We start from the raw sequence: 13,541 nt of genomic DNA, 5'->3' as shown, positions 1-13,541 counted from the left end.
TCATTCGCGAGCGCCGAGGAAGCGGCTTTCGGAATGAGCTATTAGATCTGGGTTATCGAGAGAGTTTACCGTAAAACTAATCTCGTTACTGCTACTAGGGAGTAGTGATGGCTTTGCTTCAACAATTGTTGGCAAACTATACACTTCACCCGATTTCACTGTGATTTCTGATCGCGTGGCGAGACGAACTTCAGGAATGCCATCGACCTTAATCGCGAATCGCTGAGTCTCGTCCGTCATATTGACGATCTTAAGGGTGTAAGAGTTTTCAATATGACCAAGACCATTTAGTTGGAATAGCGAGCCTCTATCACGAATAACGTCTAACTCTAAGGGGACTCGTCCAAGAATATGGTTGAAAAATGCGCCGGTCATAATAATGAGCAATACACCATATGCGATCGCTTTAGGACGCAATATATGACTTTCTTTGCCTTGTAAGCGGTGTTCAGTGGTATAACTGATCAGCCCTTTCGGATACTCCATTTTTTCCATGATGGAGTCACAAGCATCGATGCAGAGTGCGCAGCCAATACACTCGTATTGGAGGCCATCTCTTATGTCTATGCCTGTTGGACAAACTTGAACACACATGCCGCAATCGACACAGTCGCCAAGGCCCTGTTCTTTGTAATCTGAGTTCCGCTTGCGGCTACCGCGAGGATCTCCTCGCGTAGCGTCATAGGCTACGGCAAGTGTATCGTCGTCATACATCACTGACTGAAAACGCGCATAAGGGCACATGTAAAGGCATACCTGCTCTCGTAACCATCCTGCATTCATATAGGTTGCGAGCGTGAAGAATGCGATCCAGAAAACTGCCCAGCCATTGGCAGAGTAGGTAAATAAGTCAGGAACAAGCTCTCTGATTGGGTAAAAGTACCCCACGAATGTCAGGCCAGTTCCGAATGCTACCAACAGCCAAAGAAGGTGTTTAATACCTTTTTTGGTGATCTTGCTGATGTCGTTGTCGGACTTATCTAGCTTCATGCGCTGATTTCTGCTGCCTTCTACCTTTTCTTCAATCCACATAAAGATAAACGTCCATGCGGTTTGAGGACAGGTGTAGCCACACCAAAGGCGACCAAATAAAGTCGTCACGAAAAATAGTGCGAATGCAGAGATGATCAGCGTGACTGCCAGTAAGAAGAAATCTTGAGGCCAAAAGGTGATTCCGAAAACATGGAATTTTCGTTCTGGAAGATCGAAATGTACGAGCTGTTGGCCGTTAATGGAAATCCAGCAAATAGCGAAGTAGGCGAGCATTAATGCCCAAAGTGTGTAGCGTCGTATTCCGTGGAAAAAACCAGTAATTTTCTTAACGTATATCTTTTTGCGTGAGGCGTAGAGTTCGACGGTCTTTGTGACGCCGTCTTGTGCCGTTGGGCTGCTATAAGTTTCGAGTTTTTCTGCGCCTGGTTCTATGTTTTTAACTGGAATTTTATTCGACATACGCTCTCTTCACTGGTTGCGTTAAATACTGACGAAATAGGCTTTTTTGATGGTAGAGCCCTCCGAAAGAAGGGCTCAGGAGTGTCGTTTACTTTTGAGATAAACTGATCACGTAAGCGGTAAGAAGATGGATTTTCTCTTCGCTTAAACGATCTGATTGAGCAGGCATTACGCCAGCACGACCATAAAGTAGTGTGTGCTTCATACGCTTAGGCGTAGAACCATATAACCAAATATTGTCAGTTAGATTGGGTGCGCCAATAGCTTGGTTACCTTTTGCATCAGGGCCATGGCATGCAGCACACGCAGTTTGATACATCGCTGCACCACGCTCTGCGGCTTCCTGGTCATCACTACGACCACTAAATGCAAGCAGGTAATGCACCATGTCATCGATTTGCGCATTGGTCATGTCGGGATTTAAACCCCTAGCAGGCATGTTGCCCATACGGCCATTTACTAGCGTTGCTTTGATAGCTTCAGCTGAACCGCCATACAACCAATCATCGTCTGTTAGGTTAGGGAAGCCGATACCGCCGCGTGCTGCTGAACCGTGGCAAACTGCACAGTTATTGGCAAACAAGCGTTGACCAACTTTCATTGCTTCTGCGTCTTGCGCTAATTCTTCAATTGGAGTCGCGCCGTAAGCTTCGAAGATTGGGCCATATTTAGCTTCAGCATCTTCAACTTCTTTTTGCCACTGATTGACCTGAGTCCAAGGCACACTGCCTTCTTCTAGTTCAATCGATAGCATTCCTTTGTAGTTACCTAGTCCTGGGTAGAGGACATAGTATGCGAGGGCGAATACACAGGTTGCAACGAACATGTATAGCCACCACTTAGGTAACGGGTTATCAAGCTCTTCGATCCCATCGAAAGCGTGACCTACTGTTTGATCAGTCTCAGTGTCAGTGGTTTGGCTCTTACGTGTTACGTATATCAACCACAAGCAGCCGAAAATTGATCCTAAACTGATTATTGAAACCCAAAAGCTCCAGAAACTAGTCATGATTATCTCTCTCTTTTTCGCGCAACGTTCGTTCAGCGATATCTTCATCGTCAAATGGGAGGTTGGAAGCATCTTCAAAGTCTTTCTTCTTTGAATTACTAAAAGCCCACCAACATATTCCTGCGAAGACGATCATCACTAATATTGTCGAAAGTCCCCTTAGCGTATTTATATCCATTATTTGCTTACTTGTTCCCAATCAACGTACCGAGGTTTTGAAGGTAAGCAACAAGCGCTTCAATTTCAGTCTTACCTTTTACTGCATCTGAAGCTCCTGCAATGTCTTCATCAGTGTATGGGACGCCAACTTTACGGAGAGCCTCCATTTTTTTAGGTGTTGTCTTATGATCGATTTTAGCGGTGAACAGCCAAGGGTAAGCTGGCATCTTAGACTCAGGTACAACATTTCGAGGGTTGTACATATGAGCTCGGTGCCAATCATCACTATAGCGACCGCCTACACGCGCTAAGTCAGGACCCGTACGCTTTGACCCCCATAAAAATGGGTGGTCGTAAACAAATTCACCAGCTACTGAGTAATGGCCATAACGCTCTGTTTCTGCGCGGAACGGACGAATCATTTGTGTGTGACAAGTATGGCACCCTTCACGGATATATATGTCACGACCTTCTAGTTGTACCGCAGTATAAGGCTTAAGTCCCTCGACAGGTGTTTTCATATCCTTGTTAAAGAAAAGAGGTACAACTTCCACTAAGAAACCAAAGCTTATTGCGACAATGATTAATGGGATCATTAGGCCAAGGTTTTTCTCAATTATTTCATGGTTCATTCTATCGCTCTCCTTAAGCTTGTGCTGGCACTGAGTCGAGTGCTTTAGCACTTGTTTGTCTAATAGTTAGCCAAACATTAAGGGCCATAATAAGCATGCCTGACAGGAAGATAGCTCCGCCGATTAATCTGACGACATACCCATTATGGCTCGCTTCTAGAGATTCAACAAAGCTATAAGTGAGAGTGCCATCGGTATTGACTGCACGCCACATTAAGCCTTGCATGATTCCGTTAACCCACATCGCTGCGATATATAGAACTGTACCAGCCGTTGCTAGCCAGAAGTGAAGGTTGATCAATGAAATACTGAACATTTCTTTCACACCGAATAGGCGAGGGATTAGATGGTATGTTGCACCGATCGAGATCATAGCTACCCAGCCTAATGCTCCAGAGTGAACGTGGCCAATAGTCCAGTCTGTGTTATGTGATAGCGCATTCACGGTTTTAATCGCCATCATCGGACCTTCAAATGTCGACATTCCGTAGAAAGAAAGTGATACAACAAGGAAGCGTAGAATAGGGTCAGTTCGTAGTTTGTCCCAAGCACCAGATAGCGTCATCATACCATTGATCATGCCACCCCAAGATGGAGCAAGAAGAACAAGAGACATAACCATGCCGGCTGTTTGTGCCCAATCTGGAAGTGCGCTGTAGTGAAGGTGATGGGATCCAGCCCAAACATAAAGCGAGATTAAGGCCCAAAAATGGACAATAGATAAGCGGTAAGAATAAACAGGTCGTCCAGCTTGTTTTGGAACGAAGTAATACATTATTCCTAGAAAGCCTGCAGTCAAGAAGAAACCTACTGCATTGTGGCCGTACCACCATTGCATCATTGCATCGACTGTGCCTGAGTATATAGAGTACGACTTCATAAAGGTAACTGGAATAGCCAAATTGTTACCGATATGGAGTACTGCAACCGTCAGGATGAAGCCACCGTAGAACCAGTTCGCAACATAAATATGTTTGGTTTTGCGCTTAGTGATAGTGCCAAAGAATAAAATCGCGTAAGAAACCCATACTAGTGCAATTAAGATATCAATTGGCCATTCAAGCTCAGCATATTCTTTTGTACTAGTGAAGCCCATTGGAAGAGTTATTGCTGCTGCAACAATAACTGCTTGCCAGCCCCAGAATACGAATGATGCGAGAGAGTCTGAGATCAAACGTGCTTGACAGGTTCTCTGTACAACGTATAACGATGTTGCAAACAATGCGGAACCGCCAAAGGCGAAGATGACCGCGTTAGTGTGCAGTGGTCGAATACGGCCAAAACTCAAGTATTGGTTGTCGAAGTTTAACTCCGGCCAAACTAATTGAGCGGCGATAAATACGCCTGCAGCCATGCCGACAATTCCCCATACCACCGTCATCACGGCGAATTGTCGTACAACTTTATAGTTGTAAGTGATTGGGTTGATCTCGTTGCTCATTATTGAAGATCCATTCAGTTGCGTTTTCGAGGCTTGCTTTAATTCGAATCAAAGCGTTCAGAAGCTGGTCGGAAATCAGCACTTAGTTTATTTGCCATTGTGATCTAGGGCAAAAACCTAGATGGCGCGAAGAATAAATGTAGCACTATGCAAAATCAACCAAATCTGCCGCTAAATTGATTTCGCTCAAGAGTTTAGTTCAACTTTAGAAAGATGAACAAAAAGCGAACAGTTGTAGGGCTAAAGCTGAAACCTCAGCCCTGATGCGGGGTTTAATGACGGGAGTCAAGAAGAGTGACGTGTTCTTCTCTTTCAAGCATCAGCGAAAGCTTAGACATAGCTTCTTTTCGCTCGGAAGATTCGAACCATTTATCCCAGTCTAATTTACTACGCCACTTGCAAAGAATGACGTGGTGACGAGGATTTTCGATATCACTTAAGGACTCTCCCGAGATAAAACCGGGGGCTTTTACTGAGGCTGCAAGCACCTCAAGTGCTGCATCTTCATAATTCTTTTCAAGTGTTTCAGCAATGTAGCGATTAATTATTACGCGAATCATACTTTATTCCGTTGTATCAATGTTTAAAATGCACTGTATAAATCATAGCTTAGAAAAACGAATATGGAATGTGATATAGAGTTAGATGCTACTGGATTATTGTGTCCGGAACCGGTCATGCTGCTGCATGAAAAAATGCCCGATATGGAAAGCGGTGCAGTATTAAAAGTGCGCGCGACAGATCCATCGACTACGCGAGACATTCCTCAATTTTGCAGATTTTTAGGGCACACCCTGCTTGAGCAGCACGAGGAAGACAAAGCTTTTATCTATTTTATTCAAAAAGCATAACGTTAATTGATTGTTGGGTGATCACTTCACTTTCATGTTGATAAGGCCCGCAGCGACAACAAATCCTGAACCTACGAATATTGCAAGTGTGATGGCCTCTCCCCAAAATGCCCACCCAATGTAAGCGGTGAAGATCAGCGACGTGTAGGTGTATTGTCCTATTTTTCCGGCTTCTGCCCGTTTGTAGGCATAGGTCACGAGTAATTGACCTAATGTGGCAACTCCGGCAAGCGTCAATAACAAGGTAAACTGATTAAAAGACGGTTCTGACCAGTTCTGAAGCGCAACCGGCAACGACGCTAAACTCGCAAACAAACCGAAGTAAAACACGGTTCGCAAGGCGGGCTCTCCGCCGCCCATCTTACGGATAGTGACTTTTGCCAACGCCGCGAGACACGCACCTAACAAACCAATTCCTACCAGAGATAGCGCATCGAATGTGGCTGACATATTCTGTTGAAGCTTAGGCTCACTAATAATGCACACACCTATGAAACCAAGAATGATGGCAAACCAAGTTGCTGCAGAACTTATTTCTTTTAGCCACAATGCTGCGATCAATGGGATAAAAAACGGTGTGCACAGTTTTAAAAGAATCGCCTCGGTAAAGTGCATGCGGCCCAAAATATAAAAGAAGCAGCTCATTGCACTGACACCTATCAAACCACGCACTAAGTGCAGATGCATTTGCTGGCTTTTAAAACCTGTAAAGCCAAACTGATGAATGATCAATGGGATGATGATAATGAGCGCGAGGGAGTTGCGGAAAAACACAATGGTTTCTGTACTCAGGTCGGCGCTCATATATTTTATAAGCGCCCCCATGATGGCAAAACAGATTTCACCGCCAATAATTGCGGCGATGGGTAGTGCTAATGACGAATTCATTCTGAATTTCCAAGAGCTCGATTTAATCGCTCTTGGAAACGCTTCTTCCCAATTTCACCAACAACTCTAAGTTGCTTCATTTCGTTTTGATTTGTATCGAAAAACAGATAAGAAGGCGGGCCAAATATTTCGTATTTTTCCATCAATGCAATGTTGCCTGCATCATTTTTAGTCATGTCTGCTTTGATGAGGTAAAACTGACCAAGCTTGTCGGCAATATCTTGTTGCGGAAAGACGTCTCTTTCCATAATGATGCAGCTAATACACCAGTCGGCATATATGTCTACAAAAGCAGGCTTGCCAGCAAGTTTTGCATTTTCTAGCTCGTTTTGAAGATCTTTTAAAGAGTAGACCTTGATAAACGGGAGCTTACTTTCACTCAGAACTGCACTGGTAAGCGGTCGCATAGGATCATTCGATCCTTTAATTGCTCCAAATAGCCAGAGCGCACCGATCAGCAACAGTAGCGAACCCAAAGTGTATTTGATGGCGCGGGTATGAATTTTGTGTGTTCTTTGAGTAAATACGTATATCGCGGCACCGACAGAAAGAACGCCCCAGAGTGCTAAACCTATGTTTCCTGGAACGAGACGGTTGATTAGCCAAACTGCAACGCCAAGCAATAGCATGCCAAAGATAAACTTGCTGTAGTTCATCCAAGCGCCTGCTTTCGGAATAAAACGCGCACCACCTACTGCCACAATAATCAACGGAACGCCCATGCCAAGCCCTAAACTAAATAGCGACACAAAACCAAGTCCAGCATCATTGCTTGTACTGATATAAATGAGAGCGCCGGCAAGGGGAGCAGACACGCATGGCGATACCAGTAGGGCAGATAGGGCGCCGATGAAGAAAACACTCGCTATTTTTCCGCCGCTCAGTTTAGCGCTCTGGTTCTGTAGTCGATCACGAAGAAAAGCTGGGAGTTGCAGTTCATATAGTCCAAACATCGCCGCAGCGAGTGCTATGAATACAATCGCAAAAAAGATAAGAACAATCGGGCTTTGCATTGTTGCTTGAAGGTTCGCGCTTGCACCTAATAAGCCGACTGTTAGGCCGAAAGCTGCGTAGGTGAGTGCCATGCCAGCGACATACGACAATGCGAGACTAAAATTGCGCCCCCAATTTTTTTGCGAGCTTTGATTATTGCCAGCCACAATCGTTGTGATAATCGGAATCATCGGCAGTACGCAGGGCGTAAAGGTTAATCCGAGGCCAAGCAAAAAGAATATAGCTGCTGTTGCTAAGGCAGAGTTCTCCTGCATGAATGAGAATATCGAAGAAGCATCGTCTGTACTTAAACTTAGTGATTTTGCCTTGATTTGTGCTTCGATGTCTTCGAGCACTGGGGCCGGTGCATTTTCTACGGGAAAGTAGAGTACTGTCTTTGCTTGCGGTGGATAGCATAGGCCAGCGACAGCGCAGCCTTGGTAAGTGATTTTGATTTCCGTTTCTTTAGCATCGCTAATGAGCGTGACTGGTAATTCCATTTGAAGTTCGTTGTACACAACACGTGTCATCCCGAAATAGGGGTCGTTCTCTTCAATCCCTGAGTCTGAAAAATTAGGTGTGCCGAGTGTCGCGTTGGAATCTAGTAGGCTGACCTCGATTTTGCTTTGGTATAAATAATAGCCTTCGGTAATTTTCCAAGATGTTCTGAGCCCTTTAGATGTCACTTGAACATCAAAAATAAATGCCTCGTCAACGGGTAAAAATTGCGAATTGCTTGCGCCAAAGCCGTCTGAATCTAAATCAAAATTGAAGGAAGCATTAGCAGCACTAGAAAATACTGAAAAAGAGAGGAGTAACAGAGTCCATAAACGAGCTTTAATGTGTGAGTCGAGTATGCGACGTGCTGTTTTTATCATAACCACTTGATGTTCCCAGAAAATATTCAACGCCAATACGAACACAAATAATGCAAAAGGTTCCAATTGAAACTTAAGAGGCGCAATAGAATCGGCTATGATACCGCGCTTTATTAGAACTGGCTCTAATTATTAGTAAACCACGACATATGATTGACTGCGTTAGTGCACAAAATTTCAGTGAAATCTTCAATCGGCAATTCGAAGAAACTGAAAATACAGTAGTTGTGATAGGGGCTTCTGAGCCTTATTACGTTCCCGCACAAATGACTGCGAGTTTCTCGGGCGGTGAAGGTATTGCAGTGAGTGCTAAATCTCGCATTTTTTCTCGAAGTGACTATCCTGCCAGCGTAATGCATGAGGTCGCGCATTGGTGTATCGCCGGCAAAGAACGGCGTACTCAATTAGATTATGGCTATTGGTATGAGCCCGATGGTCGCGATGAAGCGCAGCAATCTGTCTTTGAGCGGGTTGAGGTAAAACCTCAAGCCTTGGAGCGAATTTTATGTTGTGCAGCAGGATTTCGTTTTCGTCTTTCGGCAGACAATGCGAACGACCCTTTATGTCGGCCAAGCAGTGCTTTCGTAGCAGATGTGCAAGAACAAACGATAAAGTATCTCGTGGAGGGCTTACCTGATAGGGCGGCTAAATTCGCAGAAGCACTAAATGCCGTGTTTAAACCTCAGACCTGCTATTTAAATTTAAGCAGTTATGTAGAAAGCGATCTGTTATAGTGTTCGGCCATTGAACGGCACACACCCGTGATCAGTGTTATTGAATTATTTTATGTAGGCGTTTTAAAGCATGTTTGGTGGCCTTTTTAAGTCAAAAACCTCCCCTGAAAATAAACAAGAGTCGCAGCAGAAACCGCGCTCTAGTTCATCTAAAGCAAAGGCCTCGCAAAAGACAGGTAAGCCTAAGAGTAATCAACGCTCCTCTAATCAACGTGCTAAGACTAAAACGCCTGAGCCAGCGTGGAACCCTTCCCAATATAAAGTCGACCCTGCTGAGGGCAAGACGAGGTTCCATGATTTAAATCTTGAGAATGAATTGCTGCACGCAATTGCTGATTTGAAGTATCAGTATTGTAGTGAGATTCAAGCTGCATCTTTACCGTACACACTTCAAGGCCATGACTTTATTGGTAAAGCACAAACTGGTACCGGTAAGACAGCGGCGTTTTTAATCACCATTATTAACGATTTGATGCTGCGCCGTATTCCTTCTGAAGAACGATATGCGAGTGAACCACGTGCACTTATTCTTGCTCCAACGCGCGAGCTAGCCCTTCAAATTGAAAAAGATGCAAAGGCGCTGACGAAATATGCCGGTTTAAATATTTACTCTGTTTTAGGCGGCATTGATTACCAAAAGCAACGCGATTTTGTCAGAAACAACGTGATTGATATTTTGGTGGCGACGCCAGGTCGTCTTATTGATTTCCTTAACAGCGGTGATCTGTATCTCGATCAAGTCGACACATTAGTGATTGATGAAGCGGATCGAATGCTCGATATGGGCTTTATTCCAGATGTGAAGCGCATTCTTGGTCGTTGTCCGAAGGTTGATCGTCGACAAACCTTGTTGTTTAGTGCGACGTTTAATCAAGATGTCTTGAATTTATGTCAGCGTTGGACGCGCAATCCAATACATATAGAAATTGAAGCAGAGCAGCTAACGACTGAAAAGGTTGATCAGAAGATATTTATGGTTTCTTCTGATGAGAAGCTAGAAATTATTTGTCGATACATCGATCAAAATGATGTGCGTCGCGCCATTATTTTTGGTAACCGTCGCGATGAAACAAGACGTTTAGAGGCTGCTCTAAAAGCGAAGGGTATCAAAGCCGCTTTGCTGTCTGGAGAGGTTCCTCAGCATAAGCGTATTAAAACACTCGAGCAGTTTAAAAACGGAAGTATTGAGATTTTAGTTGCTACGGATGTAGCAGGACGCGGTATTCATGTTGACGGCGTGAGTCATGTATTTAACTATAATCTTCCGGATGATCCTGAAGATTATGTGCATCGTATCGGCCGAACTGGACGCGCGAACGAAACAGGAGTTTCTATCTCTTTTGCCTGCGAAGATGATGCATTTTTGTTGCCTGAGTTAGAACAATATATTGGCATGAAGTTAAACTGCGAATATCCTGCACATCTACTCGATAAAAATAATAGTTAATACATTGCTGGTTGATCTTGGCCAGTACTGAGGTGCTTTTGAAGATCGTCGCTGATGAAAATATTCCTCTTCTAGGTCGCTTTTTTAGCGACCTGGGTCAACTACAGGCGATGCCTGGACGAGAAATTACAAACGCAGATTTAAAGGACGCCGATATTCTTTTAGTGCGGTCCGTGACTGCGGTGAATGAAGAACTCTTGGCCAGCAGCAAGGTTCGATTCGTCGGCTCGTGCACGGCGGGCATTGACCATGTCGATACCGATTTCTTATCAAACAATAATATTCGATTTGCGAGTGCGCCCGGCGCAAATGCTAACTCCGTTGTCGAATACATATTGAGTTGTATTTCAATTCTTGCTGATACGCATGACGTTGATTATGAGCATACATCGGTAGGTATTGTTGGTTATGGAAATGTCGGTAGTTTACTTGATAAAAAACTACGTAAACTGGGCGTTAAGACCTGCGTTTATGACCCGTTTGTTAGTTCTGATACGCGAAGCTTCAATACTTTAGAAGAAGTGCTCGAATGTGATGTGGTGAGTCTTCATGTGCCTTTGACAGATCATGCCGAATATCCGACGCGTTACATGATCGATGAGGCGCAGTTAGACGTTTTGAACGGCTCGCAAGTGTTGATCAATACTGCTCGAGGTGGAGTGATTCGTGAATCGGCATTGAAGAAGCGCCTAAGCCAAGATAACCCGCCCACGGTGATCTTAGACGTTTGGGAAAACGAGCCAAATATTGATGTTGAATTAGCAAAGATGGTGTATTTAGGGACACCTCATATCGCAGGTTATAGTTTCGACGGAAAAGTCTCCGGAACAGAGCGTATCTATCAATCAGTTTGTCATTTATTAGGGCTACCCACTAGGCATTCCCTTGGTCAGTTCTTGGAAGAACCGCCTTTATCGAGAATGTCATTTACTTCAAATGCTGATACTAATTGGTGTCTACACACGGCGATTCGAGCTTGTTTCGATGTCCGTCATGATTCGGGGCAGTTGATGCGTGTGTTGCAAGGAACTGAGCCTGAACGTACCAAGGGCTTTGATGCTCTAAGAAAAAATTACCGTTGTCGTCGCGAGTTTTCTGGTGTGAAAATTCAATTAAAACAGGGTGATTCTGAGTTGTTTTCGAAGTTCAAAAGTCTAGGGTTCAATATCAAATAAATTTTTCTTTGGCGCCAAATTCACAGAGAGGTGATGCTGCCGTGCAGACAGTTGTTCAACAAAGATATCCTGAAAAATTGAGTTTCAGTGATTTACGTGTTCCTACTGGTATGCCGCTTACTTTAGATTTGGCAGCCCCAGCTCGTCGTGAGCAGGTACGTTTAATTGGTGTTGAAAAAGATACGGCTTTAATCGTGTCTTTACCTGAAAAGGCATTGAAAGATCTTTTAAATGAAGGTTCTCTGTTAAAAGCACGATTCTTGTTGAAAACTGGCTTTGTTAATTTTGGGGTACGCGTGTTGGCATTGGTTTCTGAGCCATTTCCGCATATGTTTTTGTCATATCCCAGTATGATTGAAATGCGAAAAGTGCGCAGTGCAGAGCGCGTCACGACGCGAATCATGGCGAACATAGATAGCCATTTTAATATCGATGCAACATGGCCAAAAGATGGAATCATTGAAGACCTAAGCAAAACGGGTGCAAAAATCAGATCTCGTGATCGGCTAGGTGAGTTTGGTCATGAGTTGTTGTTGGAGTTTGATCTAGTATTGCCAGACATGACGCGCAACGTTCGCTTATCTGCGATTATTCGAAATGCGCATGTTGAGTCGGAAGTTGTCGGCGAACCGCATTTTGTTTTTGGCGTGCAGTTTTTAGAAATGAGCGAAGATGCGCGTCTGACCCTCAATAATTTCATTTATGAGCAAAGATAAGCTCCGAAGTATATGAGCCATTCAAAAAGATTTACCGTTGCTCTGGTCATTAACCCTGTAGCAGGTTTAGGCGGACCAAGCGGATTTAAAGGTAGTGATGCCGTTGATACCGCGGAGCGAGCAAGAGCACTTGGTATCACAAGTGCCATTCCAGGCAAGATTCAGCAAATCATAGAAGGCCTATCAGATAGCCTTGATCAGATTGAATTTCTGATTCCAAGCGGAACAATGGGAGAAGACTATTTTACTCAGCTAGATCATGCCAAATTAATGTATAAGGTTGTGTATTCCGCGCCGAGTGAGACCACTGCACAGCACACGCAAGAGGCTGTGAATATCTTATCTTCATTTAGTCCGGACTTGCTGTTGTTCGCTGGTGGAGATGGCACGGCTCGAGATGTTTGTGCGTCCATAAACAACGAGCAGGTATGTCTGGGCATACCGAGTGGTGTGAAGATGCACTCTGGTGTTTTCGCTATCACGCCTCAAGCAGTTGTGTCGATCATAAAGAGCATGTTGGCGCGTAAGCTCGTTGCGGTGACTGAAGCTGAGGTGCGTGATATTGACGAACGATCCTTTCAAGAGGGGCGGGTTGTTACCAAGCACTTTGGTGAGTTGCTTGTTCCCGATGATCAATTGTTGGTGCAATGCGTAAAGTGTAGCGGTTTGCCTGATGATCAGTTATCGCTAGATGACATTGCGGCATTCGTCTCTGAGACGCTCGAGGATGATGTACTTTATCTCTTTGGTTCTGGTGGTAGCTTACGACATATTAAAGAGTTCGTCGGCATTGATGAGCCAACCTTGCTTGGTGTGGATGCCTGGTATAACGGAGAGTGTATTGCGAAGGATGCGAACGAACCAGTATTGATTGATTTACTTGGCAATTATCCAAAGGCAAAGTTGTTTTTGTCTGTGATTGGAGGGCAGGGAGTAGTATTAGGCCGCGGTAATCAGCAGCTAAGCGTTCGCGTGTTAAGAATGCTTGGCATTACCAACATTCAATTTGTCGGGACGCAAGAAAAGCTTCATGCGTTAGAGGGTAAAGCACTGCAGGTCGATAGTGGAGACGATGCTCTGAACCAAGAGATTAGTGGTTATCGGCCCATTTTATGTGGCTATCACGACTACGTCTTGTACGACATCGCTTACAGTGCATAAGTTCG

14 protein-coding genes are annotated in these 13,541 nt (G+C 44.4%); 6 read left to right on the top strand and 8 right to left on the bottom strand.

Annotated elements, in window-relative coordinates; translation table 11 throughout:
* The 6 genes from ccoG to A3762_RS03150 form a co-directional block, all read right to left on the bottom strand.
* Positions 1–1,452 (bottom strand): cytochrome c oxidase accessory protein CcoG, encoded by a 1,452-nt coding sequence (ccoG, locus tag A3762_RS03175; RefSeq protein WP_068754045.1) that lies wholly within the window; start codon positions 1,450–1,452, stop codon positions 1–3.
* An 88-nt stretch (positions 1,453–1,540) separates the two neighbouring features.
* Positions 1,541–2,461, bottom strand: a complete 921-nt coding sequence (gene ccoP, locus A3762_RS03170; RefSeq protein WP_068476985.1) for a cytochrome-c oxidase, cbb3-type subunit III — start codon at positions 2,459–2,461, stop codon at positions 1,541–1,543.
* The gene (locus A3762_RS03165; RefSeq protein WP_068476983.1) at positions 2,454–2,639 is read right to left on the bottom strand and encodes a CcoQ/FixQ family Cbb3-type cytochrome c oxidase assembly chaperone; all 186 of its coding nucleotides are present in this window, start codon (positions 2,637–2,639) and stop codon (positions 2,454–2,456) included. Before A3762_RS03165 ends, ccoP begins: the two co-directional genes overlap by 8 nt.
* 7 nt (positions 2,640–2,646) lie before the next feature.
* Positions 2,647–3,252: a cytochrome-c oxidase, cbb3-type subunit II gene (ccoO, locus tag A3762_RS03160; RefSeq protein WP_068476981.1), complete on the bottom strand. Its 606-nt coding sequence runs from the start codon at positions 3,250–3,252 to the stop codon at positions 2,647–2,649.
* 13 nt (positions 3,253–3,265) lie between these two features.
* On the bottom strand, positions 3,266–4,693 hold the full coding sequence (ccoN, locus tag A3762_RS03155; RefSeq protein WP_068476979.1) for a cytochrome-c oxidase, cbb3-type subunit I: 1,428 nt from the start codon (positions 4,691–4,693) through the stop codon (positions 3,266–3,268).
* 272 nt (positions 4,694–4,965) lie between these two features.
* Entirely contained in the window at positions 4,966–5,253 is a 288-nt protein-coding gene (locus A3762_RS03150) for an antibiotic biosynthesis monooxygenase (RefSeq protein WP_068475457.1), read from the bottom strand.
* 63 nt (positions 5,254–5,316) lie between these two features.
* Here A3762_RS03150 and tusA point away from each other — a divergent pair, with 63 nt between their 5' ends.
* Positions 5,317–5,544 carry a sulfurtransferase TusA gene (tusA, locus tag A3762_RS03145; RefSeq protein WP_068476977.1) on the top strand — a complete coding sequence of 76 codons (228 nt, stop codon included), beginning with the start codon at positions 5,317–5,319 and terminating at the stop codon, positions 5,542–5,544.
* A 21-nt stretch (positions 5,545–5,565) separates the two neighbouring features.
* Here tusA and A3762_RS03140 read toward each other — a convergent pair whose 3' ends face one another.
* Entirely contained in the window at positions 5,566–6,432 is an 867-nt protein-coding gene (locus A3762_RS03140) for a DMT family transporter (protein ID WP_068476974.1), read from the bottom strand.
* Positions 6,429–8,303: a protein-disulfide reductase DsbD gene (gene dsbD / locus A3762_RS03135; protein WP_068477147.1), complete on the bottom strand. Its 1,875-nt coding sequence runs from the start codon at positions 8,301–8,303 to the stop codon at positions 6,429–6,431. The genes A3762_RS03140 and dsbD overlap by 4 nt, the downstream gene beginning before the upstream one ends.
* A gap of 149 nt (positions 8,304–8,452) precedes the next feature.
* On the opposite strand from dsbD, the gene A3762_RS03130 reads away from it, so the two are divergent.
* The 5 genes from A3762_RS03130 to A3762_RS03110 all read left to right on the top strand — a co-directional run bounded on the left by A3762_RS03130 (position 8,453) and on the right by A3762_RS03110 (position 13,536).
* On the top strand, positions 8,453–9,037 hold the full coding sequence (locus A3762_RS03130; RefSeq protein WP_068473209.1) for an elongation factor P hydroxylase: 585 nt from the start codon (positions 8,453–8,455) through the stop codon (positions 9,035–9,037).
* 70 nt (positions 9,038–9,107) lie between these two features.
* Positions 9,108–10,484 (top strand): DEAD/DEAH box helicase, encoded by a 1,377-nt coding sequence (locus A3762_RS03125; protein WP_068476972.1) that lies wholly within the window; start codon positions 9,108–9,110, stop codon positions 10,482–10,484.
* A gap of 32 nt (positions 10,485–10,516) precedes the next feature.
* On the top strand, positions 10,517–11,659 hold the full coding sequence (locus A3762_RS03120; RefSeq protein ID WP_231876636.1) for a 4-phosphoerythronate dehydrogenase: 1,143 nt from the start codon (positions 10,517–10,519) through the stop codon (positions 11,657–11,659).
* Positions 11,660–11,700: 41 nt separating this feature from the next.
* Positions 11,701–12,375, top strand: coding sequence for a flagellar brake protein (locus A3762_RS03115; RefSeq protein WP_068502361.1), 675 nt, complete (start codon positions 11,701–11,703; stop codon positions 12,373–12,375).
* A gap of 12 nt (positions 12,376–12,387) precedes the next feature.
* The gene (locus tag A3762_RS03110) at positions 12,388–13,536 is read left to right on the top strand and encodes an ATP-NAD kinase family protein (protein WP_068476968.1); all 1,149 of its coding nucleotides are present in this window, start codon (positions 12,388–12,390) and stop codon (positions 13,534–13,536) included.
* The last annotated feature ends 5 nt before the right edge of the window (positions 13,537–13,541 follow it).

The sequence above is a fragment of the Oleiphilus sp. HI0125 genome (assembly GCF_001635355.1).
This window is presented reverse-complemented; position numbering and strand designations above follow the sequence as displayed.

Bases quoted from the DNA above. Each gene is read 5' to 3' on its own strand.
- ccoG (WP_068754045.1), bottom strand. From the start codon at position 1,452: ATGTCGAATAAAATTCCAGTTAAAAACATAGAACCAGGCGCAGAAAAA.
- ccoP (WP_068476985.1), bottom strand. From the start codon at position 2,461: ATGACTAGTTTCTGGAGCTTTTGGGTTTCAATAATCAGTTTAGGATCA.
- A3762_RS03165 (WP_068476983.1), bottom strand. From the start codon at position 2,639: ATGGATATAAATACGCTAAGGGGACTTTCGACAATATTAGTGATGATC.
- ccoO (WP_068476981.1), bottom strand. From the start codon at position 3,252: ATGAACCATGAAATAATTGAGAAAAACCTTGGCCTAATGATCCCATTA.
- ccoN (WP_068476979.1), bottom strand. From the start codon at position 4,693: ATGAGCAACGAGATCAACCCAATCACTTACAACTATAAAGTTGTACGA.
- A3762_RS03150 (WP_068475457.1), bottom strand. From the start codon at position 5,253: ATGATTCGCGTAATAATTAATCGCTACATTGCTGAAACACTTGAAAAG.
- tusA (WP_068476977.1), top strand. From the start codon at position 5,317: ATGGAATGTGATATAGAGTTAGATGCTACTGGATTATTGTGTCCGGAA.
- A3762_RS03140 (WP_068476974.1), bottom strand. From the start codon at position 6,432: ATGAATTCGTCATTAGCACTACCCATCGCCGCAATTATTGGCGGTGAA.
- dsbD (WP_068477147.1), bottom strand. From the start codon at position 8,303: ATGATAAAAACAGCACGTCGCATACTCGACTCACACATTAAAGCTCGT.
- A3762_RS03130 (WP_068473209.1), top strand. From the start codon at position 8,453: ATGATTGACTGCGTTAGTGCACAAAATTTCAGTGAAATCTTCAATCGG.
- A3762_RS03125 (WP_068476972.1), top strand. From the start codon at position 9,108: ATGTTTGGTGGCCTTTTTAAGTCAAAAACCTCCCCTGAAAATAAACAA.
- A3762_RS03110 (WP_068476968.1), top strand. From the start codon at position 12,388: ATGAGCCATTCAAAAAGATTTACCGTTGCTCTGGTCATTAACCCTGTA.